Origin of the sequence: Sulfitobacter guttiformis (assembly GCF_003610455.1) — a bacterium.
Classification (GTDB): Bacteria; Pseudomonadota; Alphaproteobacteria; order Rhodobacterales; family Rhodobacteraceae; genus Sulfitobacter; species Sulfitobacter guttiformis.
The window spans coordinates 1,871,222-1,893,412 of sequence record NZ_RAQK01000001.1 but is presented as its reverse complement, the minus strand read 5'-3'; the positions used below and the strand labels follow the sequence as shown (position 1 = coordinate 1,893,412).

Genomic DNA, 22,191 nt, shown 5'->3' with positions numbered 1-22,191 from the left:
TGAAAGCAGTCGCACAGACCCCGTCGGCAGCCAAAGCAAGATGTAGGGGTCAGAGGGAATACGCCCTCTATGCAATGGCCAATGGGCCAACAAGGAAACGATGATGTTTAACGAAGTCAAGAAATCCATGCAGTGGGGCGAAGAGACGCTCACACTCGAAACAGGGAAAGTTGCGCGCCAAGCCGACGGTTCCGTCATCGCCACTTATGGCGAGACGTCCGTAATGGCGAACGTGACATTCGCACGCAAGCAAAAGCCGGGTCAGGACTTTTTCCCGCTGACCGTGCACTATAACGAAAAATACTACGCTGCGGGTAAAATCCCGGGTGGTTTCTTCAAGCGTGAGGCCCGCCCCACCGAAAAAGAAACACTTACAAGCCGTCTGATTGACCGTCCGATCCGCCCGCTGTTCGTCCCCGGCTTCAAGAATGAAGTTCTGGTGATGTGTACTGTGCTGTCGCACGATCTGGTGAACGACCCCGATATGGTTGCGATGATTGCGGCGTCCGCCGCGCTGACCATTTCCGGCGCGCCGTTCATGGGCCCGATCGCTGCTTGCCGCGTTGGCTTTGAAGGTGGTCAGTACGTTCTGAACCCTGAAATCGACGACATGCAGGACCTCAAGAACAACCCTGACCAGCGCCTTGACTTGGTTGTTGCCGGTACAAAAGACGCCGTGATGATGGTTGAATCCGAAGCTTACGAGCTGACGGAAGAAGAGATGCTGGGGGCGGTCAAGTTCGCACACGAGCACATCCAGCCTGTGATCGACCTGATCGTAGAGCTGGCAGAATCGGCGGCAAAAGAGCCGTTTGACTTCCAGCCTGTCGATTATTCCGAATTGTCGGCTGCCGTGAAAACCGCAGGCGAGACAGAAATGCGCGCTGCATTTGCAATCGGTGACAAGCAAGAACGTACCGCCGCAGTTTCTGCTGCACGCGATACAATCATGGCAGCGCTGAACGAAGAGCAGTTGGCCGACAGCAACCTTGGTTCTGCGATGAAAGGCCTTGAGGCCTCTATCCTGCGCGGGGACGTTGTAAAAACAGGCAAGCGTATCGACGGTCGTCGCACCGACGAGATCCGCGATATCGTTTCCCAGACCGGCATCCTGCCCCGTACACACGGTTCTGCCCTGTTTACGCGTGGCGAGACACAAGGTCTGGTCGTTACGACATTGGGTACCGGAGACGACGAGCAGTTTATCGACGCGCTGCACGGCAACTTTAAATCCAACTTCCTGCTGCATTATAACTTCCCACCCTATTCGGTTGGCGAAGTTGGTCGCGTGGGCCCTCCAGGTCGCCGTGAAATCGGCCATGGTAAGTTGGCATGGCGTGCGTTGCAGGCCGTTTTGCCTGCCGCGACCGATTTTCCGTATACCATCCGCGTCGTGTCCGAGATCACGGAATCAAACGGATCTTCCTCGATGGCTTCCGTCTGCGGCGGCTCGCTGTCGATGATGGACGCAGGTGTTCCGCTCAAGGCGGCGGTCGCAGGCGTTGCTATGGGCCTAATCCTCGAAGAGGATGGCTCCTATGCGATCCTTTCCGATATTCTTGGTGACGAAGACCACCTTGGCGATATGGACTTCAAGGTTGCTGGTACCGAAGCAGGTATCACGTCCTTGCAAATGGACATCAAGATCGCAGGTATCACGCCCGAGATCATGGAAAAAGCATTGGCGCAGGCCAAAGCGGGTCGTTTGCACATCCTTGGCGAGATGAACAAATCCATCTCCGGTGCCGGTGAATTCTCCGCACACGCTCCACGGATCGAGACGATGCAGATCCCAACGGATAAAATCCGCGAAGTAATCGGCTCTGGCGGTAAAGTCATCCGCGAGATCGTCGAAGTGTCCGGCGCAAAAGTTGACATTAACGACGAAGGCATCATCAAGATCGCGTCACCAAACGCAGATTCGATCAAGAAAGCCTACGACATGATCTGGTCCATCGTGGCCGAGCCTGAAGAAGGTGCCGTCTATACCGGTACTGTAGTGAAGATCGTTGATTTCGGCGCCTTCGTGAACTTCTTCGGCAAGCGCGACGGTCTGGTACATGTTTCCCAGATTGAAAACCGCCGCCTGAATCACCCTTCAGATGTTCTGAAGGAAGGTCAGGAAGTAAAAGTGAAGCTTTTGGGCTTTGACGATCGTGGCAAGGTCCGCCTGTCGATGAAAGTTGTCGATCAGGAAACCGGAGAAGAAGTAAAAGAAGAAAAAGCCGAAGAGTAATCTCTGCGGAATTATCTAGCGCAAAGGCCCCTGCGGAAACGCAGGGGCCTTTTTCTATTTGCGGGTTGCGAAATTCTAATGTGTAGCGGGGCAGGCTTGCTCAGGACACGAAACAGATTTCCACCATCCTGCACATATCCTTTAGACAAAAATGCAACTATCCCAATGGACGAAATCTCCGCTCACGCTAATTTTATTATTTTATTTCAAAACGATAGAAGATAACTGACTGCATCGCCAGCGATAGCATTCCAACCTTAAACCCGTTAGATGCGAAACCGTTTGCAACTTTTCCGTCAGACATTTGTTACTTTAGTAGAATTAGACCAAAAGCCGGAGTTTCTCTATGTCCCTTTTCGACCGTCGCAAACTGCTGCTGACCGGCGCTGCCGCCGCTTTTGCAGGCCCAGCATTTGCTTATGAGGTGCCCGAAGATTTGCAGCCTCGGATCGTCGAGATTAAAGACGGGTTTCGCGCCGGGGAAATCCATGTAGATCCCGGCCAGTTTGCGCTTTATTGGACATTGCCTGACGGAAAAGCACTGCGGTACTCAGTAGGTATCGGCACACAAGAGCGCTACCATTCTGGTACCTTTCGCATCCGCCGCAAGGCTGAATGGCCAAGCTGGACACCCACCCCTGCGATGATCAGGCGTGAGCCGGAACTGTATAAGCAACATGCCGGTGGCATGAAGGGCGGTGGGATTAACCCGTTAGGCGCGCGCGCATTGTATCTCTACAAAGGTGACCGCGACACATATCTGCGTATTCATGGCACGCCAAAACCTCAGACAGTTGCGGCACGGGTTTCGAACGGCTGTGTGCGCATGATCAACGAGCATGTCATTGATTTGTACAATCGCGTTCCGACCGGTACACGCGTTGTCCTACACTAATAGGCCAGCGCTTTTTTGACAGTAGAGCGCGGGAAGGCTTAGTGATCGCAGCACAACTGCCGCAGCTTTCCCGAAGCCGAGGGGCTCTACTTATCAAAAGGCGAGCCATAGAGGCCCGCCTTTCAGAAACTTATGGTACCATGTGATCAAGATGGTAATTTGGCCGTGCGCAGATAGGGCAAAACCTTATTGAAGGTGCCAAATTTTGCAGTTGCATCGGCATCCGAAACCGACGCTGGAATGATTACATCATCCCCAACATTCCAGTTTGCTGGCGTCGCAACGCCCTGACTGGCTGAGGTTTGCAATCCGTCCAGCGCCCGCAGAACCTCGGCAAAGTTCCGGCCAACGGTCATTGGATATGTCATAGACAGCTTCAGTTTCTTGTCAGGCCCGATGATAAAAACAGACCTCACTGTGGCGCTATCAGCCGGGGTGCGTCCATCCGGCAGGTAGGCCTCGGCGGGCAACATATCAAACGCCTTGGACAGTACCAGATCCGCATCCGCAATGATCGGAAATCCGGCCTTGGTTCCGGCCACGGTCTCGATATCGGCTTTCCACTTTTTATGGTCCTCTTCCCCATCGACAGAAACCCCGATCACCTTGGTCCCTCGCTTTTCCCATTCGTCCGCCAGCTGGGCGACCGCGCCGAATTCAGTGGTGCAAACAGGCGTAAAATCTTTTGGGTGAGAAAATAGAATGGCCCAATGATCACCCACAAAATCGTGCAGGCTCATCGTTCCGTGATCTGTTTCAACCGTCAGGTCGGGGATCGTGTCATTAATACGCAAGCTCATCGTGGCGTCCTCCAATAAAACTCTAATACGACCAACCTAGTCATTCCTCTTGAGAGTTTCATCCCCTGTCTTGCGGCCTGCTGTGCGCAATGACACAGTAGGCGCAAACATCATACAAGGAGCATCACCATGCTGGAGAAACGCAACTTCTATATCAATGGCGCTTGGGTCGCCCCCGCCGCTGCCAACGACTTTCCTGTGATAGATCCCTCCACAGAAGAACAGTGCGCAATTATTTCGTTGGGCGGTGCTGCCGACACCGAAGCGGCTGTTTCCGCTGCCCGCGCAGCATTCGCCAGCTGGTCACAAACGTCCAAGGAAGAGCGGACAGCGCTGATCGAGAAACTGGCGGAAATTTATGATGCGCGTCAGGAGGAAATGGCGCAGGCCATGTCAATGGAAATGGGTGCTCCCATCCTTCTCAGCCGCCAGCAGCAGGTCGGCGCCGGAAGCTGGCATATTGGCGGCTTCCTGAACGCGTTCAAAGATTTCAGTTTCGAACGTGACTTCACGGCATCGGAAAAAACATTGCTGGAGCCCATCGGTGTCTGCGCCCTGATCACCCCTTGGAACTGGCCGATGAACCAGATCATCTTAAAAGTCATCCCGGCGCTTGCCACTGGCAACACGGTCGTTCTGAAACCTTCAGAGATCGCACCGTTGTCTGGACTGCTTTTTGCTGAATTCGTGCATGAAGCAGGCTTCCCCGCAGGCGTGTTCAACCTCGTGAATGGTGATGGTCCCGGTGTGGGCAGCCAGCTCTCCTCACATCCCGAGGTCGATATGGTAAGCTTCACCGGCTCCACACGCGCGGGCATCGCAATTTCCAAAGCTGCGGCAGATTCGCTCAAACGCGTCAGCCTCGAATTGGGCGGCAAAGGTGCGAACATCATATTTGAGGACGCAGAGCCGAACGCGGCCAAGCAGGGTGCAATCCGCTGTTTCCGCAACTCCGGCCAGTCGTGCAATGCACCAACGCGGATGCTTGTCCATAAATCCCGCTATGACGAAGCTGTGGCGAGCGCCTCCGAAGTCGCAGCCAACACCCACGTTGGACCCGCTTCAGAGGAAGGCAAGCACATCGGCCCCGTTGTGTCGGAGGCCCAATACAACAAAATTCAGGGTCTCATCGAAAAGGGCATTGCAGAGGCTCGCCTCACCGCGGGCGGACTTGGCCGTCCCGACGGGCTGAACCGCGGTTATTATGTCAAGCCGACCGTATTTGCGGACGTTAACAACCAGATGACCATTGCGCGCGAAGAAGTGTTTGGTCCTGTGCTGTCGATCATCCCCTTCGAGACCGAAGAGGAAGCAGTAGCAATCGCAAACGATACGCCCTACGGCCTGACGAACTATGTACAGACCGAAGATACTGAAAAACGTCGCCGCGTTGCGCGGCAATTGCGTTCCGGCATGGTCGAGACCAACGGTCAGGGTTTTGCCCAAGGCTCGCCCTTCGGTGGCTATAAACAGTCAGGAAACGGCCGTGAAGGCGGCGTCTTTGGCCTTGAAGAATTCCTCGAAGTCAAAGCTGTCTCAGGATGGGCGGCCGAGTAAAAACATATAATACTTCGAAAAAAGAGGGCTGCCTGCGGGTAGCCCTCTTTTGTTTCAATCGCCTGTTTCGTTGTAATTTCGGCTTAACGGTCCACACTTTAGCTTTCCTAAAAAGGGGCCTTGCTGCGGATTCGCGTAGTCTGGCCACCGTCGGGATGTTTAAACCGCAATTCTTCCGAGTGGAGCATCATGCGCGGGTAATCGCGAGAAGGTCCCGAGGCATAAAACGGATCGCCAAGAATAGGGTGCCCCAAGCTCAGCATGTGAACACGCAACTGATGGCTCCGGCCAGTGTGAGGGGAAAGCCGGATCCGGGATGTCTCTCCTTCATCCTTTACCATCCGCCAGTCCGTTTGCGCGGGTTTCCCTGTTGTGTGACACACCATTTGACGGGGCCGGTTCGGCCAGTCCACGATGAGCGGAAGGTCGATCGTACCCGATTTTTCCAGCGGGACACCCCAAACGCGTGCGATATAGGTCTTCTTTGTCATCCGCTTTTCAAACTGCAGCCCAAGATGACGCTGAGCGTGACGGGTGAGCGCAAAAATCATTACACCTGATGTATCACGGTCCAACCGGTGCACCAGCAGCGCATCGGGAAACGCTCCCTGAACCCGTGCCAGCAGGCAGTCGGCAAGGTCAGGCCCTTTGCCCGGCACTGACAGCAGACCAGCAGGTTTATCGAGTAGAATAACCTCATGGTCCAGATGCAGCACTTCGAGCGGGTCCATTGGGGGGTAATACGTTGCGTCCATATCTTTCTCAGTCCCACGCGCAGGCTAGGTTTTCAACCCGTCCCATGTCACGCTCTGACAAAAGAGGAGATTACAATGCACCCGACAATCCAGAAGTTTCACGACCTCGTACTTGCCCATGATCACAGCGGTGTCCCAGCCCTCATGGCGGTAGATGTCACATTTCAGCCCCCAACCTATTGGGCGACGTGGAACGGCCGCCAAGCAGTGGCTGCAGTGTTGGGGCACGTGAACGAAGTTTTCACCGATTTTGAATATCGCCGTGTGATGGGATCTGGCAAGGATTGGGCCCTTGAATTCCAATGCAAGGTTGACGGCCTCGATTGTGTTGGCGTTGACCTCGTCACGCTCAACGACGAGGGATTGATGCAGACCTTCGAGGTAGTCATGCGGCCTTATAAAACTATAGGAGCACTGCGCGCCGCCATGAACGAGCGTGTCTCGAAGGATCCGTCGTTCATGAAGCACAAGTCCGCGCTCAGTTAAGCCCGCTTTGCACGCATCTGGCGCACCATCGAAACGGTGTAAATCACCAGTGCGATCCAGATCAACGGCAATGCAATTGCACGTGCACGCCCAAACGGCTCGCCGAAGATAAACACCGCATTGAGCAGGATCATTGTCGGCGCGATATATTGCAGGATGCCGATGGTGGACAGGCGCAACAGCTTGGCCCCGTTGGCGTAGAACAGCAGTGGCACCGCCGTAACAAGGCCGCAGCCCAGTAGCAGCCACGTATCCATGCCCTCACCACCCAAAAACTTTGCCTCGCCGGTGCTGCCCATATAAACTGCATAGGCCAGCGCAGGCGGCAACAGAAGCAGCACCTCCATCAGAAACCCCTGATTTGGCCCGATCGGCAGGCTCTTTTTTGCCAGCGCGTAGAACCCCCAGGTAAGCATCATACCAAACGCAAGCCAAGGCGTCTCCTCGGCATCAATAATCAGCACGAGCACCGCCACGCTCACAATCGCAACGGCAACCCACTGCATCCGGTGCAGCTTTTCGCCCAAGAGCACCGCCGCAAGAAAGACGCTGAACAACGGGTTGATGTAATATCCAATCGCCGCATCCAGCGCGCGATCCGTAACGATGGCGTAAACATAGATCCCCCAATTAAGCGAAATCAACGCCGCCGTGACACAGCCCATTGCCAACATGCGCGGATTGCGAAACGCCGCGCGCAATGTCGCCGTGCGGCCCAGCCAAATTAAAACAACTGACGCCACAGGCACCGACCAGATGATGCGATGCGCGATCACTTCAGCCACCGGAATATGGCTCAGCAGCTTCATATAAAGCGGTAGGAACCCCCAGAGCACATATGCCCCGCCCGCAAACAATAGCCCCTGCGGCGTGTCCTGATCGGCAATGTGTGTTGTGCTGTTGACTGTGCGCATATTGGTCTCCTTGCCCTGAACCGTTAGGCCAACGAGGGGGGCGAGGGAAAGCCCTAGATTGTACCGCTACATCTTTACCCGCTCGGAGGTAGGATCATACATTGGCTTCAGCGATGCCTCTGCCTTGACCCGCATGCCCATCACGTCGATCTCGTAGCTTGAGGCCAGCAACTCTGCAGCGCTTTCTCCCTTGCACGGTACATAGCCCAGACCCATCGCCCCGCCCAGCGTATGACCATACGCCCCCGAACTGAGATACCCCACAATCTCGCCGTCGCGCAGCACGGGTTCATTATGGTAGAGGAGCGGCTCGGGATCGGTCAGTTTGAACTGCACTAGCCGCATCTCCAGCCCCGCTTCTTTTTTCTCCAGCACCGCCTCGCGCCCCATAAAATCAGGCTTCGACGTCTTTACGGCAAATCCCAGCCCCGCCTCCAGCACATGGTCTTCGGCAGTGATGTCATGGCCAAAGTGTCGGAACCCTTTTTCCATCCGGCAGGTATCCATCATGTGCATCCCGCACAGCTTAAGATCAAAGTCCTGCCCCGCATGCATCAGCGTCTCGAATACATGCCCCGCCTGATCCGCACTGACATAGACCTCCCAACCCAGCTCCCCCACGTAAGTTACGCGGTGCACTCGGGCGAGGCCCATGCCAATCTCGATCTCCTGCGCAGTGCCGAACGGGTTCACGTCATTGCTGAAATCGTTAGGCGATACCGCTTGCAGCAGCGCGCGCGATTGTGGCCCCATTACAGCCAACACCCCTTCGCCTGCCGTCACATCCGTGATGACCACATTGAAGTTCCCGATATTGCGCCGCATCCATGCCTCGTCCGCCAAACGCGTAGCCGCAGGCGTGACCACCAGATAAGCAAATTCGGACATCCGCGTCACCGTCACATCGGCTTCGATCCCGCCACGGCGATTGAGGAACTGGGTATAGACGATTTTACCATTCGGTACCGTATAGTCACCGCCGCCGATGTAATTCATAAATGCCTCAGCATCGCGTCCCTCGACGCGGACTTTGCCAAAGGAAGACATGTCATACATGCCCACATTCGTCCGTATGGCACGGTGCTCTTCTGCCACGTTCTCAAAGAAGTTCTGCCGCTTCCAGCTATAGCGATACTCTCGTTCCTGCCCTTCGCGCGCGATCCAGTTGGCGCGCTCCCAACCGGCTAGTTCGCCCATGACGGCCCCTCGCGCCAGCAGGTGATCGTGGAAGGGCGTACGCCGCACGCCACGAGCGGTCGCTTTCTGGCGGTAGGGAAAGTGATCCGCATAGAGCAGCCCCAGCGTCTCCTTTGACCGCTCGAACAGATATGTCTTATTGCCCTGAAACGGCTGCATCCGGCTGATGTCCACATCGCCAAGGTCAAACGGCTTTTCACCTGCATCCATCCACTGGCTCAGCGCCATTCCCGCCCCGCCCGCGGACTGGATCCCGATAGAGTTGAACCCTGCCGCAACCCAGACGTTGTCCATTTCGGGCGCTAGCCCAAGGTGGTAAGCATCATCCGGGGTAAAGCTCTCGGGCCCATTAAAAAAGGTGTGAATACCCGCTTCCGCCAGCATCGGCATCCGGCTGACAGCAGCCTCCAGGATCGGCTCGAAGTGGTCAAAATCTTCAGGTAGCTGGTCAAACTCAAAGTCCTTCGGTATGCCCTCCATCGCCCACGGCTTTGCATGTGGTTCAAATGCCCCCAAGAGCATCTTGCCTGCGTCCTCTTTGTAATAGGCGCATTCATCAGGCACGCGCAGAACGGGTAATTGGCTCAGGCCAAGAATGGCTTCAGTCACGATATAGAAGTGCTCGCACGCATGTAATGGTACGTTCACCCCCGCCATACGGCCCACTTCATGTCCCCACATGCCGGCACAGTTCACCACCATATCTGCGGTGATGTGGCCAGTCTCCTCGCCCTGCTGCCAGTCCACACCCGTGACGCGGCGGCCCTGTTTTGTGATGCCGGTGACAATAGTCCGCTCGATCACGCGGCCGCCGCGCTGCCGCGCGCCTTTAGCCAGCGCCAGCGCGATGTTCGCCGGATCGCCTTGCCCGTCCTTGTCCAGATAAACCGCTCCCTTTACCCCGTCGATGTTGAGATGCTCATAGCGCTTGAGCACTTCCTGAGGGGAGATTTCTTCCACATCGACACCAAAGGCCCGCGCCATTGCCGCTTGGCGGTAGATTTCTTCGCGCCGCTCATCCGTTAGCGCCACTGTGATGGATCCACAGCGCTTAAATCCTGTGGCAACCCCTGTCTCTTCCTCAAGGTTTCCGTAGAGTTCCTGAGAATACTTTGCCAGTTTGGTCATGTTCTTGGTCGCACGAAGCTGAGCAATCAGCCCCGCCGCATGCCATGTGGTCCCTGATGTAAGCTGTTTACGCTCCAGCAGCACCACATCCTTCCACCCCAACTTGGTGAGATGATACGCGACAGAGCAGCCGATGACGCCACCTCCGATAATAACGACACGTGCGTGCGCAGGAACATCAGCCATGGGCTAAACCTTTTCAAACAATGGTGTGGCCCGCATCCTTCAAACGGCGGGCAATTTCGGCGATATGGGCGGGACCGACTTCGCAACAGCCGCCCACAATCGTGGCACCGGCGCCGACCCATTCCATCACCTGTGCACCGTAGGCTTGGGGCGTAAGGTCTGTGCGCGCACTCAATGCATCGACGGTCGGGGCATCTTCCTTGAAGGCATCGGTGATCTGGGTGAATCCGTTGGCATAGGCGCCGAAGGGCAAACCGCAATCGGTCAGGATCGGTAATCCTTGGGTGATCGCTTCGGGCATGGAGCAGTTGAGCAGAACGGCGGCGGGTTTGTAGTGATGCATCATCTGCGTCACGATGAACAACGGCTCGCCCGAGCGCAGTTTGCTACCGTCCTCGTCATCGACAGAGAACGACATCCACAACGGCTTGTTCGAGCCCGATGCGGCGTAACCCTGAAAAATTCCCTCGGCTTCCTGAAGTGAGCAAACCGTTTCGGCCAGCAGAATATCAACACGATCGCCCAGCAGGGCAATAATCTCGCGAAAGCGTTCGGAGGCAATGCCCACATCGGGCATCAAATCGGGCCGGAAACTCGCCAGCATTGGCCCAAGACTGCCCGCGACACGCCCGCCGCCATGGGCATCACGGGCCGATACCGCCTGTTGCACCGCTGTTTTGACCAACGCTGCCTGCTGTTCAGCCATGCCCGCGCGTTCCAAACGGCTGCGGTGCACGGCGTATGTGTTGGTGGTTGCAACCGTGGCACCCACAGCAAAATAATCACCATGCACGGCCCCGACCAGATCGGGCTGCTCCATCATGACACTTGTGGACCACAGGGGGGTTGCAGGCGCGTCACTACGTTTGACAAGTTCCTGCCCGATTGAGCCGTCGAGGAGAGTTATTTGTGTCATGCTTTTATTCTTTCATTTTCAGGATCCCACAGGGGGCGGTCCGCGTGTATGGTTGCCTTGCACATACGTCCGAAAATGCTGATGTCCAGCTGAGTTCCCTCCACTGCCAGATCGGCCCGGACGGTCCCCAGTGCGATGGATTTACCAACACGGTAGCCCCAATCGCCGCTCGTTGTCTCCCCGACCACTTCGCCACCATAATAAACGGTGGACATATAGGGGGCGTCCTGATCACCCGCCTCTACCGTCATCGTGACAAATCGTTTCTTGACCCCCGCCGCGCGCTCCGCGGCAAGTGCTGCCTTTCCCGGAAATTCCTGTGGTTTATCGAGCTTCACAAACCGGTCCAGTCCCGCCTCGAGAACAGTGTAATCTGTGGACAGATCACCCTTCCACGTGCGGTAGCCTTTTTCGATCCGCATCGAGTTGAGCGCAAACATTCCAAACGGCTTGGCGCCTGCGCGGATTACAGCATCATAGAGCGCGGGAATATCGGCAATAGCCGCATGTATTTCCCAACCAAGCTCTCCCGCGAAAGACACGCGCGCCAGTGCACAGCCAACACCCGCAACAACAGCGGGCTGGACCGTGAGCCACGCAGCCAAAAGATCTGCTTGTGCGTCCAGCGCCTCAAAAAGGGCCCGTGATTTCGGGCCGGTCACTATTAGCGTAGAGTATTCAGTCGTGTGATCGCTCAGGCTCATACCCTTTGGTAAGTCCTTTTTCAAAACGTCGAAATCGTGCCATTGCGCAGTGGCCGCAGTTATCAGAGTAAATGAATCTTCGCCGTGCCGCATAATCGACATTTCGGTTAGAATCCGCCCGCGATTGTCAGGGAAATAACCAAGGTTCATGCGCCCGATCTTGGGCAATCCGCCCGAAACACGCCCGCGCAAATATTCCGCCGCACCATCACCCGACAGGTTGAAACGCGAAAACCCGGGAAGGTCCAGCACACCAACACCGTCCCGCACCGCCTCCACCTCTTCTTTGATCCTGCGCGCCCATGGTCCCGCGCGGTCCCATGTCTGCGTCGCAGCCTCGGTGGTGTCATCGCCGTCTTTCGCAAACCAGTTGGCACGCTCCCACCCATTATAAGCCCCCATCTGGCCGCCCTGCTCCACTATGCGTGCATGAACCGGCGACAGCTTTCTGTTTCGCCCCGCAGGCCATGCGTGGCGCGGGAAATGCATGGCGTACTCATGGCCGTAAGTCTCCAGCGCCTTAGCCAGACAATGGTCGTGATCCGTGTAATCGGTATAACGGCGCGGATCGACTGCCCACATGTCGAGCTCTGTCTCACCATGCATAATCCATTCCGAAAGCACTTTTCCCGCACCGCCCCCTTGGGCAATTCCAAAAGTAAAGCTGTGCCCCTCAAAAGCGTTTTTGACCCCTGGCATCGGCCCGATCATGGGCAGACCATCAGGCGCGTATGGAATCGGGCCGTTGATATTGCGACCGACACCAGCCGCCCCAAGGATCGGTACCCGTGCCATGGCATCCTCGATATAGAATTCTAACCGCTCCAGATCGTCGGGATAAAGCTGGAAGCTAAAATCCTCGGGCATCGGATCATCCGGAGTGACCCAATGGGCCTTACAGTTCCGCTCATATGGGCCAAGGTTAAGGCCGTGCTTGTCCTGCCGCAAGTAATACGAGATATCCACATCACGGATCATCGGCATCTTGTGGCCCTTCTCCTTTGTCCATGTCTCCAATTCCGCAATCGGCTCGGTGAGGAAATACTGGTGGGACATCACCACCATTGGCACTGTGCGCCCGCCAAAGGGCTTGAACATTTCACCCACGCGCTGCGCATAATATCCCGCACAGTTCACGATGATCTCCGCGCGGATCTCACCCTTCTCGGTCTTCACGATCCACTCGTCATCTTGGCGGTCAAGGCCTACAACAGGGCAGAAGCGCTCGATCCGTCCGCCGGCTTCGCGCGCACCTTTGGCTAACGCTTGGGTCAGCTGTGCAGGATCAATGTCCCCATCCAGCGGATCCCACATGCCACCCTCAAGGTCATGCACTTCCATGAACGGGTTGTATTCCTTCAGCTCCGCTGGCGTGAGCATTCCCATCTCAAGACCCTGATAAGCACCCATCGAGGCGACGCGCTCAAACTCCATCATCCGCTCTTTGCTATGCGCAAGGCGAAGCGAGCCCGTGACGTGATAGTTCATCGGATAATCCACGTCCTTCCCCAGCGTACGGTACATCTCCAAGCCATAGCGCTGCATGTTCATCACTGCCCACGAGCTTGAGAAGTTCGGGCAATTGCCAGCTGCGTGCCACGTTGATCCTGCGGTCAACTCGTTCTTTTCCAACAAAACGCAGTCTTTCCAGCCCGCTCTTGCAAGATGGTACAGAGTTGAGGTGCCGACGACCCCGCCACCGATAATGACCACGCGGGCCGTATTTGGAAAATCACTCATGTCTGGCTCTCCTTTCGGGTGGTACTGCCTGCAATCACGCAATAAGCGCCTTTGCAGGCGGTAAAAATGTTCCACTGCGAATGCAGGTGCGTGGCACTAGCGATTCCGTCGATGCCGATGTTCGCGTCAAAGAGCGCGGAATGCGCGAAGACCCTCTGATCGTGAATGAGTTGGCCCCTCGCAGATATGCACTGTCCCACAGAACTAACCCCGTGCCGGCGCAACGGCACTGCCCAGCAGCACGCCGTAGACAATGAAACATGCGCCCATAATTCGCCTTACCCAAACGTTAAAAACTACTCCCAATGCCGCACGACCTAGGCCTGCACCCAGCGCAGTAAACCCGCTATAGCTGAGCGCGGTCAGGGTTAGTGCTGTGGGCACGATCGCCCCCATTTGCGCCGCGATTGGCACATCAGGCTGGACGAACTGGGAAAAGGCGGCGAGGTATCCCGCCACACTTTTGGGATTGATTGTGGCGATGGCGAAAGCGCGGAGATAAACTGATTTTGCTGGCCGTCCCTGAACGGGCACCGGCTTGCTTGCCGTGATCCAACCGCGCACACCCAGATAGATCAGGAAAGCAGCGCCAAGCAGCTTTGCCACTGTGAACGCTGTGGGCGAGGCCGCGATCAGTGCGGTGACGCCCAGCGCCGACAGGAGCAAAAACAGCGATGCCTGTGTCAGGATGCCCAATACCCCGACCATCGCCCGCCGCATTCCAAGCGTCATACCGTTGTTTATGCAGTTCACCGCATTCGGTCCCGGCGTAGTGACAAACACCAGCCAGAACAGAGTGAAGATGGTCCATGCCTCAAAGCTCATTCCGATATCCCATTCTAATAGACAGGAGGTGCTATAACCCAGATCGCCACTACGGGATCGGATGTGCGATTTGCCCAGCGAAACGCTTCCCCACGGATACGAAAACTATCACCTGCCACTAAAGAATGGGGTGTACCATTGATCTCGATTTCCAGCGTTCCTGACAGAATATAGCCGACTTCCTGAGTTGGCCTTTGAACGACGTCCTTGATCCTGCTGTGCGGGGCAAATGTAGAATGCACCATCTCGAAATCGTCGGTGAGATCAGGCGAGAGCAACTCTTCGACCAATCCCTCGATTGTTAAGCCGATAGGTCGACGTGCGTTGCTGCGCACGATGAACCCCGCCTCGTGAGAGGGGGCCGCCGCGTGTCGAAACAATATAGAAACGGGCACCCCAAATTGCGCCGCAAGAAGCCGCAAATCAGTGATAGAAGGTTCGGACTTGTCACGCTCGACCTGACTGAGCCAGCCGACAGACCGCCCCATTGCCTGCGCCAGCACTTCCAGAGTCAGCCCACGCGCACGGCGCAATGCCCGCAGATCAGCGCCGAGCGTCTTGGGGGTCTGGAGCGAATCGTGATGCATTGAACCTCTGGAAAACAGGAGTTGCCGCGCTCTAGAATCATATGGCGAATACGCAGCTAGGAAAATCCTGACAGAAGTTCGTGAAAAAATATACGATTATTTCACGCCAGCGAAAGAGGCGGCAAGGATGTCCGTCAGCGCGTCAGCATCCGCTTGGGTGAAGGCGTCGGGTTGATCGCTGTCGATATCGAAAACCCCCAATAATTGCCCATTCCCGCCGAAAACCGGCAAAACCAGCTCTGACCGCGTTGAACTGGCACAAGCGATGTGCCCCTCAAAAGCTTCGACATCCGGTACCAGCTGAACAACTCCGGTCCGTGCCGCAGCACCGCACACCCCGCGGCTGAACGGAATCACAAGGCATCCGTGCCCGCCTTGATAAGGTCCGATCTTAAGGAGCTCAGGCGCAGTGACGCGGTAGAAACCGGTCCAGTCAAAGCGGTCATCACTGTGGTGCACCTCACAGGCCACGGTCGCCATCAGGGATACAACATCGTCTTCACCAGCGGTTAGCGATGCAATTGTTTTAGAGAGGGTCGTGTAATCAGCAGTCATGATTTTGGTACTTCTTTGGAGTGAGCGTTAGGAAAATTGATTAAAGCGGCTGTCAGGGCAACTCGATCGCGATGGCTGTGCCCTCGCCTCCGCCGATGCAGATGGCGGCAATCCCGCGCTTCAGCCCGCGCTTTTCCAATGCATTCAGCAGGGTAACGATGATTCGTGCCCCCGACGCGCCAATTGGATGGCCCAGTGCACAAGCGCCGCCATTCACGTTCACCTTTTCATGGTCGATGCCCATTTCGCGCATGAAGGCCAGCGGCACAACGGCGAAGGCCTCATTCACCTCCCACAGATCTACATCTTCTTTTTTCCAGCCTATTTGTTGAAGCAACTTTTGCGCTGCGGGCACCGGAGCGGTTGTAAACAGGCCCGGCGCCTGTGCGTGACTTGCGTGGCCCATAACACGAGCGCGAGTTGTGAGCCCCTGTGCCTGAGCCGCTGCTTCGGACGCAAGGACAAGTGCCGCTGCCCCATCCGAGATCGAGGACGAGTTAGCTGCTGTCACCGTACCGCCTTCGCGGAAGGCCGGTTTCAAGAGTGGTATTTTATCTGGACGTGCACTGGCCGGTTGCTCGTCGCTACCAATTGTAACTGTGCCCTTGCGGGAACTCACAGTCACGGAAGTAATCTCATCTGCAAAAGCACCGCTTTTTTGAGCCTCCAGCGCACGGCTCAGTGAGGTGAGGGCGTATTCGTCCTGCACCGCGCGGGTAAATTGGAACTCCTCTGCGCAATCCTCTGCAAATGTTCCCATGAGGCGGCCCTTGTCATAGGCATCTTCCAGTCCGTCCAGAAACATGTGGTCAACCACAGCGGCATGACCGAGCCGTGCACCACCGCGCATTTTTGGCAAGACATATGGCGCGTTTGTCATACTTTCCATGCCGCCTGCTACGATCACACCCGTAGACCCAAGCGCGATCTGGTCATAGGCTATCATCGCGGCTTTCATGCCGCTGCCGCACATTTTATTGAGTGTCGTTGCAGGCACCTCCTCCCCCAGACCCGCTGCAAATCCTGCCTGGCGTGCAGGTGCCTGGCCTTGACCCGCGGGCAAAACGCAGCCCATTATGACCTCTTCGACGACAACGGCACCAGCACCCTCCAGTGCCGCGCGGATCGCGGCGCCACCCAACTGGGCTGCCGTCATATCGGCAAACGCGCCCTGAAATCCACCCATAGGCGTGCGTGACGCCCCTGCGATAACGACTTTTTGCATTTCCGCTTCTCCTCTTTTTGGTGCGCTTACACCTTCTTATCTATTTGGCTTTAACAAGGGGTCGCACGCAATCCTTGCAGGAATATATCATGGAACTCACCAGCTCAACAGAACCGGGCCTTCAGATTGTCACCGTACAAGAACCACGGATTGATGCTGCCGTTGCATTGGCGTTCAAGGACCGGATGCGCGACGCGACCGAAGGCGGAACCGATACCGTTCTTCTCGATCTCAACCATGTTCATTTTATCGACTCAAGTGGCCTCGGCGCTATCGTTGCCGCGATGAAAAATCTTGCCCCTGACCGCAAACTTGTTCTCGCTGGGCTTACGCCTGCGGTAGACAAGGTTTTTCGACTGACACGGATGAATTCAGTCTTTGGCGTCTTTGCAACTGTAGAAGCGGCCCTAGCAGACCTTCGGGCATGACGACACATGTTAGGAGGTGCTCTATTGGCTGACTTCCCTCCCTTTAGCGTGAAACTCGGGGGTGCCGAGGGTGATGTACGCGACGGCCTTGCAGAGGCGATGGCCTGCCTTGAGCCACTAAATCTCAGCAGCGACGAAACAGGGACAGTCGAACTGGTCCTTGCGGAAGCGCTTAATAACGTGGTCGAGCATGCACTCGCCGCCATGCATGGACAGACCACAATTGAGATTCAGGGATGTCACAGCGCAACCGGCCTTCGTTTGACGCTTATTGACTGCGGGGCGCCGATGCCAATGGGCACAGCCCCTATTCCATTAGCCCCCGATCTGGATGTCCCTCGCAATGATATTCCCGAGGGGGGGTTTGGCTGGTTCATGATCTACGCGCTGGCGACGGAGGTCCACTATTCCCGCATTGGGAGGGCGAACCATCTTAGCTTGCAGTTGCGGGTCGGGGTCTGAGATACGCGGTGCGCTGAATGGCCACTACATCTCCCCAAACATGCCGCGCCTGCATCACATTCTTGCCATGCTTGAACGGCATAACGTTTCTTGTAGCTGCATATAGCTTCCTCCGGCGTCGCGTTTTATTGCCCCCACCCAGTACGCGGCGCCGGAGCACTAACATCCCCCACAAATTAGCGTCATTCGCATTGGCACGACCAAAGTAACGCACTAGGCTCCGCTTAATGATTGATTGAATGAGGCTGTTTGCAATGCGTGATTTCCAATTCCCCGGCCGGTCGCCGGTTCTGGCAACGGGTGGCATGTGCGCCACGTCACATCCTTTGGGCGCCAAGGCCGCCATCGATGTGCTTGAGCGTGGTGGCAATGCCATGGACGCCGCAATCGCCGGTGCGGTACTGCTTGGCATTTGTGAGCCCCAGATGACCGGTATCGGCGGCGATTGCTTTGTACTTTGGTCAGAGGGCGGTAGTGACAAGGTGCATGCGCTCAATGGCTCTGGCCGTGCGCCTGCTGCCCTTGATGCCGCGCATCTGCGTGACACGGGCGAGAAAACCGTGCCTTTGACATCAGCACACGCAGTCACCCTTCCCGGTGCGATTGATGCCTTTTGCCACCTATCGAACACGGTTGGGAAGCTTGGCCTCGACGCACTGCTGGCACCAGCGATCCGTTATGCCGAAGAGGGTGTCGTTGTGGCGCCCCGGGTCGCTTTTGACTGGGGCAATGATGCAGGGACGTTGCAAGGCAAAGCCCGCGACGTCTATTTGCTGAACGACAAAGCACCCAAGGCAGGCGACATTTTCCGCGCACCCGGTCAGGCCGAAGTGCTACGGCGTATTGCTAAAGACGGACGCGACGCCTTTTACACCGGCGAGATAGCCGAGGATATGGTGGCATCGCTCAATGCTATGGGTGGTCTTCATACAGCGGACGATTTCGCGGCAGTGTCATGCGCGCCTACAACGCCGATTTCAGCCATGTACAAAGACCTCGAAGTGGTCGAGCACCCGCCAAACGGTCAGGGCGCAACTGCATTGCTCATGCTCAATATGCTTTCCCAGTTCGATATGGCCGGCATGGATCCGTTGGGCGCACAACGTATCCACATTGAGGCAGAGGTAACCAAGCTTGCGTATGATGCGCGCAACCGCTTCCTTGCAGACGCCGACTATGCCACACGCGCCGATTATATGCTGGAGATGGACACCGCGAAAAAGCTGGCGGCACTCATTGATCCGACCAAGGCGATGCAAAGTGCGACGGCGATTTCCGAAGCCGTGCACAAGGATACGATCTATATCACAGTTGTTGATGGCGATGGCATGTCGGTCTCATTGATTTACTCGATCTTCCATGGATTCGGCTCAGGGATCGCATCGGATAAATTCGGTCTGTTAATGCAGAACCGCGGCGCCGGCTTCACGCTTGAGGAAGGTCATCCAAACGAGCTAAAGGGCGGCAAGCGGCCGATGCACACCATCATTCCCGGTATGATCCGTCAGGGCGGTCGTGTGGTAATGCCATTTGGCGTTATGGGTGGCGCGTACCAGTGCTGTGGCCATGCGCGTTTTGCCTCCAACATCACCGATTTTGGAATGGACCCGCAGGCCGCGATTGATGCGCCCCGTGCGTTTACCGACAAAGGGACCCTTAATGTGGAACGCGGATATTCTGATGCGATCCGCGCAGAGCTGTCCGCGATGGGCCACACGGTTGCTATTCCACGGACAGCAATCGGCGGTGCACAGGCGATCAAGATCCACGAAAGCGGTGTCTTGGAAGGTGCCTCTGACGCCCGCAAAGACGGCTGCGCACTGGGATACTAGTGCGCAATCATGCTAGGGGGGGGGGTGCCGATTGCACCTCCCTACTTAGTTCAGTTGGAAGTGAAGCGGGTAAGTCCCGTTCTCGAACGGACCAAAAAGGTCAGGAATGTCTGGATGATCAACCGGTTCACCCGAGTAATCAGCAACCAAGTTTTGCTCTGAAACATAAGCCACATAGTAGCTTTGGTCGTTTTCAGCGAGCAGATGGTAGAACGGCTGACCTTTGATGGGCCGGCTTTCCTCGGGAATCGATTCGTACCATTCTTCAGTATTTGCAAATTCGGGATCGACGTCAAAAATCACCCCGCGAAACGGGTGCTTTTTATGACGGACAACTTGTCCCAGATGATATTTGGCGCGGGTTCTTATCATTGCAATGCGCTCCCTACCCTTGGTTACTACATGAGACAAGTGCATTTTGTCCAATACTAGCAGCTTGATTAAAGGAAACAGTTTGTGAACTTGACCCTGACAGTGTTGGAGATCGTGGCACCGGTATTTTTGCTAGCTGGGGTTGGCTTCACATGGGTGAAACTCGGGTTCGAGTATCGGATTAACTTTGTGACACAGCTCGCCACAACATTGGCGGTTCCTTGTCTGATATTCACTGCGTTGATGAAAACCAACATTGACCCCGCCGCTCTGACTGCGCTCTCGCTTGCCTCTGTTGTGGCCTATCTGGCGGTGACGCTGGTGGCATGGGGACTGGTTCGCGTCGCTGGATTAAATCGGCGCACCTACGTAGCACCTATGATCTTTGGCAACACAGGCAATCTGGGCCTGCCGCTCGCCTTGTTTGCCTTTGGCGAAGAAGGCCTAAGCTACGCCGTTATTGTATTCGCGATAATGGCGATCTGGGCATTCACATTCGGGGTCTGGCTCGTCGCGGGGGCCGGTAGCTTTGGGAAAGTGCTGCGCGAACCACTGGTTTGGGCGACTGTGCTGGGCGGTTTATTTTTGTGGCAAGGCTGGCAAACACCGACGTTCCTCACCAATACGCTAGAGCTGATCGGGCAAATGGCGATTCCATTGATGCTCATCACACTCGGCGTAGCAGTTGCGCGACTCACTCCCGGCGGGATTGGTCGCGCGGTGGTTTTATCGGGAATCAAACTCATGCTTTGTGTGGGTATTGCATGGGTGGCGGGCCTCGCCTTCTCGCTTGACCCTACAGCTTTCGGGGTTCTGATCTTACAGGTTGCGACGCCAGTAGCTGTTACATCCTATTTGTTGGCTGAAAAATATGGTGCCGATGCACAATCTGTAGCGGGTCTGGTGGTGGTCTCCACCCTCATGTCGGTAGGCGCGTTGCCGCTTCTTTTAGCCGCTTTACTTTAGATTTTAGCTGCAAAACTCAAATCCATCAGCTATAGTTGTGGCAAATATATAAAAACTAAATTGAGCAGATCAGATGAATAGACCCCTTCGCGCACTGTGCTTCGTGCTGCTGCTGGCAAGCTGTGGCAGTTCTCCTACATCCCCTCCTCGGGATCTCGATAACGCCTGTACGATCATTCAGCAGCGCCCCGAATACTACAGAGCATTCAAAGCGACAGAGCGCAAATGGGGTATCCCTGTGCACGTCCAGATGGCCACGATCCATCAGGAGAGCAAATTTGTCGGTGATGCGCGCACCCCGTTCCGCTATGTGATGGGCGTGATCCCGATGGGCCGACAGTCGAGCGCGTTCGGCTATGGACAAGCATTGGATGCAACATGGGACGAGTACCGCGCAGCCGAGCGCCGCAATGGTGCCAAGCGCGATAACATCACAGACGCGACCGACTTCATGGGCTGGTATATGAACCTCAGCCGTGAGCGGAACGGGATTTCACTGTCGGATGCTCGTAACCAGTATCTGGCCTATCACGAGGGTCATAACGGCTTTCGCAACGCCAGCTATAATGGCAAGCCATGGCTGGTCGGTGTCGCCGGCAAAGTCGATGCGCGTGCTGACATGTACCGCAACCAGATTGCGGCCTGCCGCGTGCGTTAAGGCGGGTTAGATCAGGACTGTCAGAAACAAAACGACCCCGCACACTCGGCGGGGTCGTTTTCGCTTTCGACAAGGAACTTTTACTTCCCGACGCCTTAGCGGTTTACCGTTCCCGGGCTTCCCACATCAAATAGCGAGTTGGCCAGGTTGCCGCCTGTCTTCAACTCGCCCAAGACAACTGTGGTCTGGCTGCCATTTCCATCGTTGATGATCCACTGCCGCAACTCAGGGGTGGGGCCAGTAAACTTCATCTGGATATTGCCAAATTGCGGATTTTCGGGATCTTGCGCCGTGACCGTCGTAGCGGTCCCGTCATAAGTGTGGCCGGTGACCATCTGCGCCTGTCCAAGGTCCACGTTCTGGGCGAGAATAATCGAAAGCGGCGTGCGCGACAGCGGATAGGTTTCCGGTGCCTGATTTGATTTTTTATCGTAGACAACAACCGTGTTTGAACCTGCAATCACAAGGCCCGTATCCGGTGTATTATACTCGAACCGCACACGACCAGGCCGTTTGATATAGATAGTGCCAGTAGAAATCGTGCCATCCCCGTTGATCTGGGTGAATGCACCCTGTGCAGTGGTCATCGCATTAAGATAGCTGCTGATATTGCCGAGCGGCAGCTTATCCGCCATTACGGCGCTCGCAGCGAGGGCAAATGCTGCGCCCAGTGTGACGGTTTTCAGAAATCGCATGGGATCATCCTGTATTGGGTTAGTCTGCGTTACCCTCAACATAGGGACAGCGCCATTGATATGCGATATCAA

21 protein-coding genes are annotated in these 22,191 nt (G+C 56.0%); 9 read left to right on the top strand and 12 right to left on the bottom strand.

The features are described from left to right. Nucleotides 1–103 precede the first annotated feature (103 nt). Complete coding sequence (gene pnp / locus C8N30_RS09345; RefSeq protein WP_025064245.1) at nucleotides 104–2,236, top strand: polyribonucleotide nucleotidyltransferase; 2,133 nt, start codon at nucleotides 104–106, stop codon at nucleotides 2,234–2,236. A 346-nt stretch (nucleotides 2,237–2,582) separates the two neighbouring features. Beyond that, entirely contained in the window at nucleotides 2,583–3,131 is a 549-nt protein-coding gene (locus C8N30_RS09340) for a L,D-transpeptidase (RefSeq protein WP_025064244.1), read from the top strand. 146 nt (nucleotides 3,132–3,277) lie between these two features. Here the strand turns inward: C8N30_RS09340 and C8N30_RS09335 are convergent, their stop codons facing one another. Then, nucleotides 3,278–3,931 carry a peroxiredoxin gene (locus C8N30_RS09335; RefSeq protein WP_025064243.1) on the bottom strand — a complete coding sequence of 218 codons (654 nt, stop codon included), beginning with the start codon at nucleotides 3,929–3,931 and terminating at the stop codon, nucleotides 3,278–3,280. Between the two features lie 129 nt (nucleotides 3,932–4,060). Between C8N30_RS09335 and C8N30_RS09330 the strand changes: the two genes are divergently transcribed. After that, nucleotides 4,061–5,488: an aldehyde dehydrogenase family protein gene (locus C8N30_RS09330; protein WP_025064242.1), complete on the top strand. Its 1,428-nt coding sequence runs from the start codon at nucleotides 4,061–4,063 to the stop codon at nucleotides 5,486–5,488. 107 nt (nucleotides 5,489–5,595) lie between these two features. On the opposite strand, the gene C8N30_RS09325 is transcribed toward C8N30_RS09330, so the two are convergent. Next, on the bottom strand, nucleotides 5,596–6,243 hold the full coding sequence (locus C8N30_RS09325) for a pseudouridine synthase (protein ID WP_025064241.1): 648 nt from the start codon (nucleotides 6,241–6,243) through the stop codon (nucleotides 5,596–5,598). A 75-nt stretch (nucleotides 6,244–6,318) separates the two neighbouring features. Between C8N30_RS09325 and C8N30_RS09320 the strand changes: the two genes are divergently transcribed. Next, on the top strand, nucleotides 6,319–6,729 hold the full coding sequence (locus tag C8N30_RS09320) for a nuclear transport factor 2 family protein (protein WP_025064240.1): 411 nt from the start codon (nucleotides 6,319–6,321) through the stop codon (nucleotides 6,727–6,729). On the opposite strand, the gene rarD is transcribed toward C8N30_RS09320, so the two are convergent. The 8 genes from rarD to C8N30_RS09280 all read right to left on the bottom strand — a co-directional run bounded on the left by rarD (nucleotide 6,726) and on the right by C8N30_RS09280 (nucleotide 16,706). Further along, nucleotides 6,726–7,643 (bottom strand): EamA family transporter RarD, encoded by a 918-nt coding sequence (gene rarD, locus C8N30_RS09315; protein WP_025064239.1) that lies wholly within the window; start codon nucleotides 7,641–7,643, stop codon nucleotides 6,726–6,728. The genes C8N30_RS09320 and rarD overlap by 4 nt on opposite strands. A gap of 66 nt (nucleotides 7,644–7,709) precedes the next feature. After that, entirely contained in the window at nucleotides 7,710–10,154 is a 2,445-nt protein-coding gene (locus tag C8N30_RS09310) for a GcvT family protein (protein WP_025064238.1), read from the bottom strand. Nucleotides 10,155–10,167: 13 nt separating this feature from the next. Beyond that, the gene (locus tag C8N30_RS09305) at nucleotides 10,168–11,070 is read right to left on the bottom strand and encodes a homocysteine S-methyltransferase family protein (protein WP_025064237.1); all 903 of its coding nucleotides are present in this window, start codon (nucleotides 11,068–11,070) and stop codon (nucleotides 10,168–10,170) included. Further along, complete coding sequence (locus C8N30_RS09300; protein WP_025064236.1) at nucleotides 11,067–13,514, bottom strand: GcvT family protein; 2,448 nt, start codon at nucleotides 13,512–13,514, stop codon at nucleotides 11,067–11,069. Before C8N30_RS09300 ends, C8N30_RS09305 begins: the two co-directional genes overlap by 4 nt. Nucleotides 13,515–13,718: 204 nt before the next feature. Then, entirely contained in the window at nucleotides 13,719–14,339 is a 621-nt protein-coding gene (locus C8N30_RS09295) for a LysE family translocator (RefSeq protein WP_025064234.1), read from the bottom strand. Nucleotides 14,340–14,353: 14 nt separating this feature from the next. Beyond that, complete coding sequence (locus C8N30_RS09290; protein WP_025064233.1) at nucleotides 14,354–14,926, bottom strand: helix-turn-helix domain-containing protein; 573 nt, start codon at nucleotides 14,924–14,926, stop codon at nucleotides 14,354–14,356. A gap of 96 nt (nucleotides 14,927–15,022) precedes the next feature. Next, on the bottom strand, nucleotides 15,023–15,481 hold the full coding sequence (locus tag C8N30_RS09285) for a GAF domain-containing protein (RefSeq protein WP_025064232.1): 459 nt from the start codon (nucleotides 15,479–15,481) through the stop codon (nucleotides 15,023–15,025). Nucleotides 15,482–15,533: 52 nt separating this feature from the next. Further along, nucleotides 15,534–16,706, bottom strand: a complete 1,173-nt coding sequence (locus C8N30_RS09280) for a thiolase family protein (protein ID WP_025064231.1) — start codon at nucleotides 16,704–16,706, stop codon at nucleotides 15,534–15,536. Nucleotides 16,707–16,795: 89 nt separating this feature from the next. Here C8N30_RS09280 and C8N30_RS09275 point away from each other — a divergent pair, with 89 nt between their 5' ends. From C8N30_RS09275 to C8N30_RS09265, 3 genes are all read left to right on the top strand, one after another. After that, complete coding sequence (locus C8N30_RS09275; protein ID WP_025064230.1) at nucleotides 16,796–17,134, top strand: STAS domain-containing protein; 339 nt, start codon at nucleotides 16,796–16,798, stop codon at nucleotides 17,132–17,134. Between the two features lie 24 nt (nucleotides 17,135–17,158). Beyond that, complete coding sequence (locus tag C8N30_RS09270) at nucleotides 17,159–17,596, top strand: ATP-binding protein (protein WP_025064229.1); 438 nt, start codon at nucleotides 17,159–17,161, stop codon at nucleotides 17,594–17,596. A 254-nt stretch (nucleotides 17,597–17,850) separates the two neighbouring features. After that, on the top strand, nucleotides 17,851–19,428 hold the full coding sequence (locus C8N30_RS09265) for a gamma-glutamyltransferase family protein (protein ID WP_025064228.1): 1,578 nt from the start codon (nucleotides 17,851–17,853) through the stop codon (nucleotides 19,426–19,428). Nucleotides 19,429–19,473: 45 nt separating this feature from the next. On the opposite strand, the gene hspQ is transcribed toward C8N30_RS09265, so the two are convergent. Then, nucleotides 19,474–19,800: a heat shock protein HspQ gene (gene hspQ / locus C8N30_RS09260; RefSeq protein ID WP_025064227.1), complete on the bottom strand. Its 327-nt coding sequence runs from the start codon at nucleotides 19,798–19,800 to the stop codon at nucleotides 19,474–19,476. Between the two features lie 84 nt (nucleotides 19,801–19,884). Here hspQ and C8N30_RS09255 point away from each other — a divergent pair, with 84 nt between their 5' ends. Together C8N30_RS09255 and C8N30_RS09250 are read left to right on the top strand one after the other, a co-directional pair. After that, nucleotides 19,885–20,766: an AEC family transporter gene (locus C8N30_RS09255; RefSeq protein ID WP_025064226.1), complete on the top strand. Its 882-nt coding sequence runs from the start codon at nucleotides 19,885–19,887 to the stop codon at nucleotides 20,764–20,766. 73 nt (nucleotides 20,767–20,839) lie between these two features. Further along, a complete protein-coding gene (locus C8N30_RS09250) occupies nucleotides 20,840–21,424 on the top strand; it encodes a transglycosylase SLT domain-containing protein (RefSeq protein ID WP_025064225.1) in 585 nt (194 codons plus the stop codon). Nucleotides 21,425–21,519: 95 nt separating this feature from the next. Here the strand turns inward: C8N30_RS09250 and C8N30_RS09245 are convergent, their stop codons facing one another. After that, on the bottom strand, nucleotides 21,520–22,119 hold the full coding sequence (locus C8N30_RS09245) for a LolA family protein (protein WP_025064224.1): 600 nt from the start codon (nucleotides 22,117–22,119) through the stop codon (nucleotides 21,520–21,522). Between the last annotated feature and the right edge of the window lie 72 nt (nucleotides 22,120–22,191).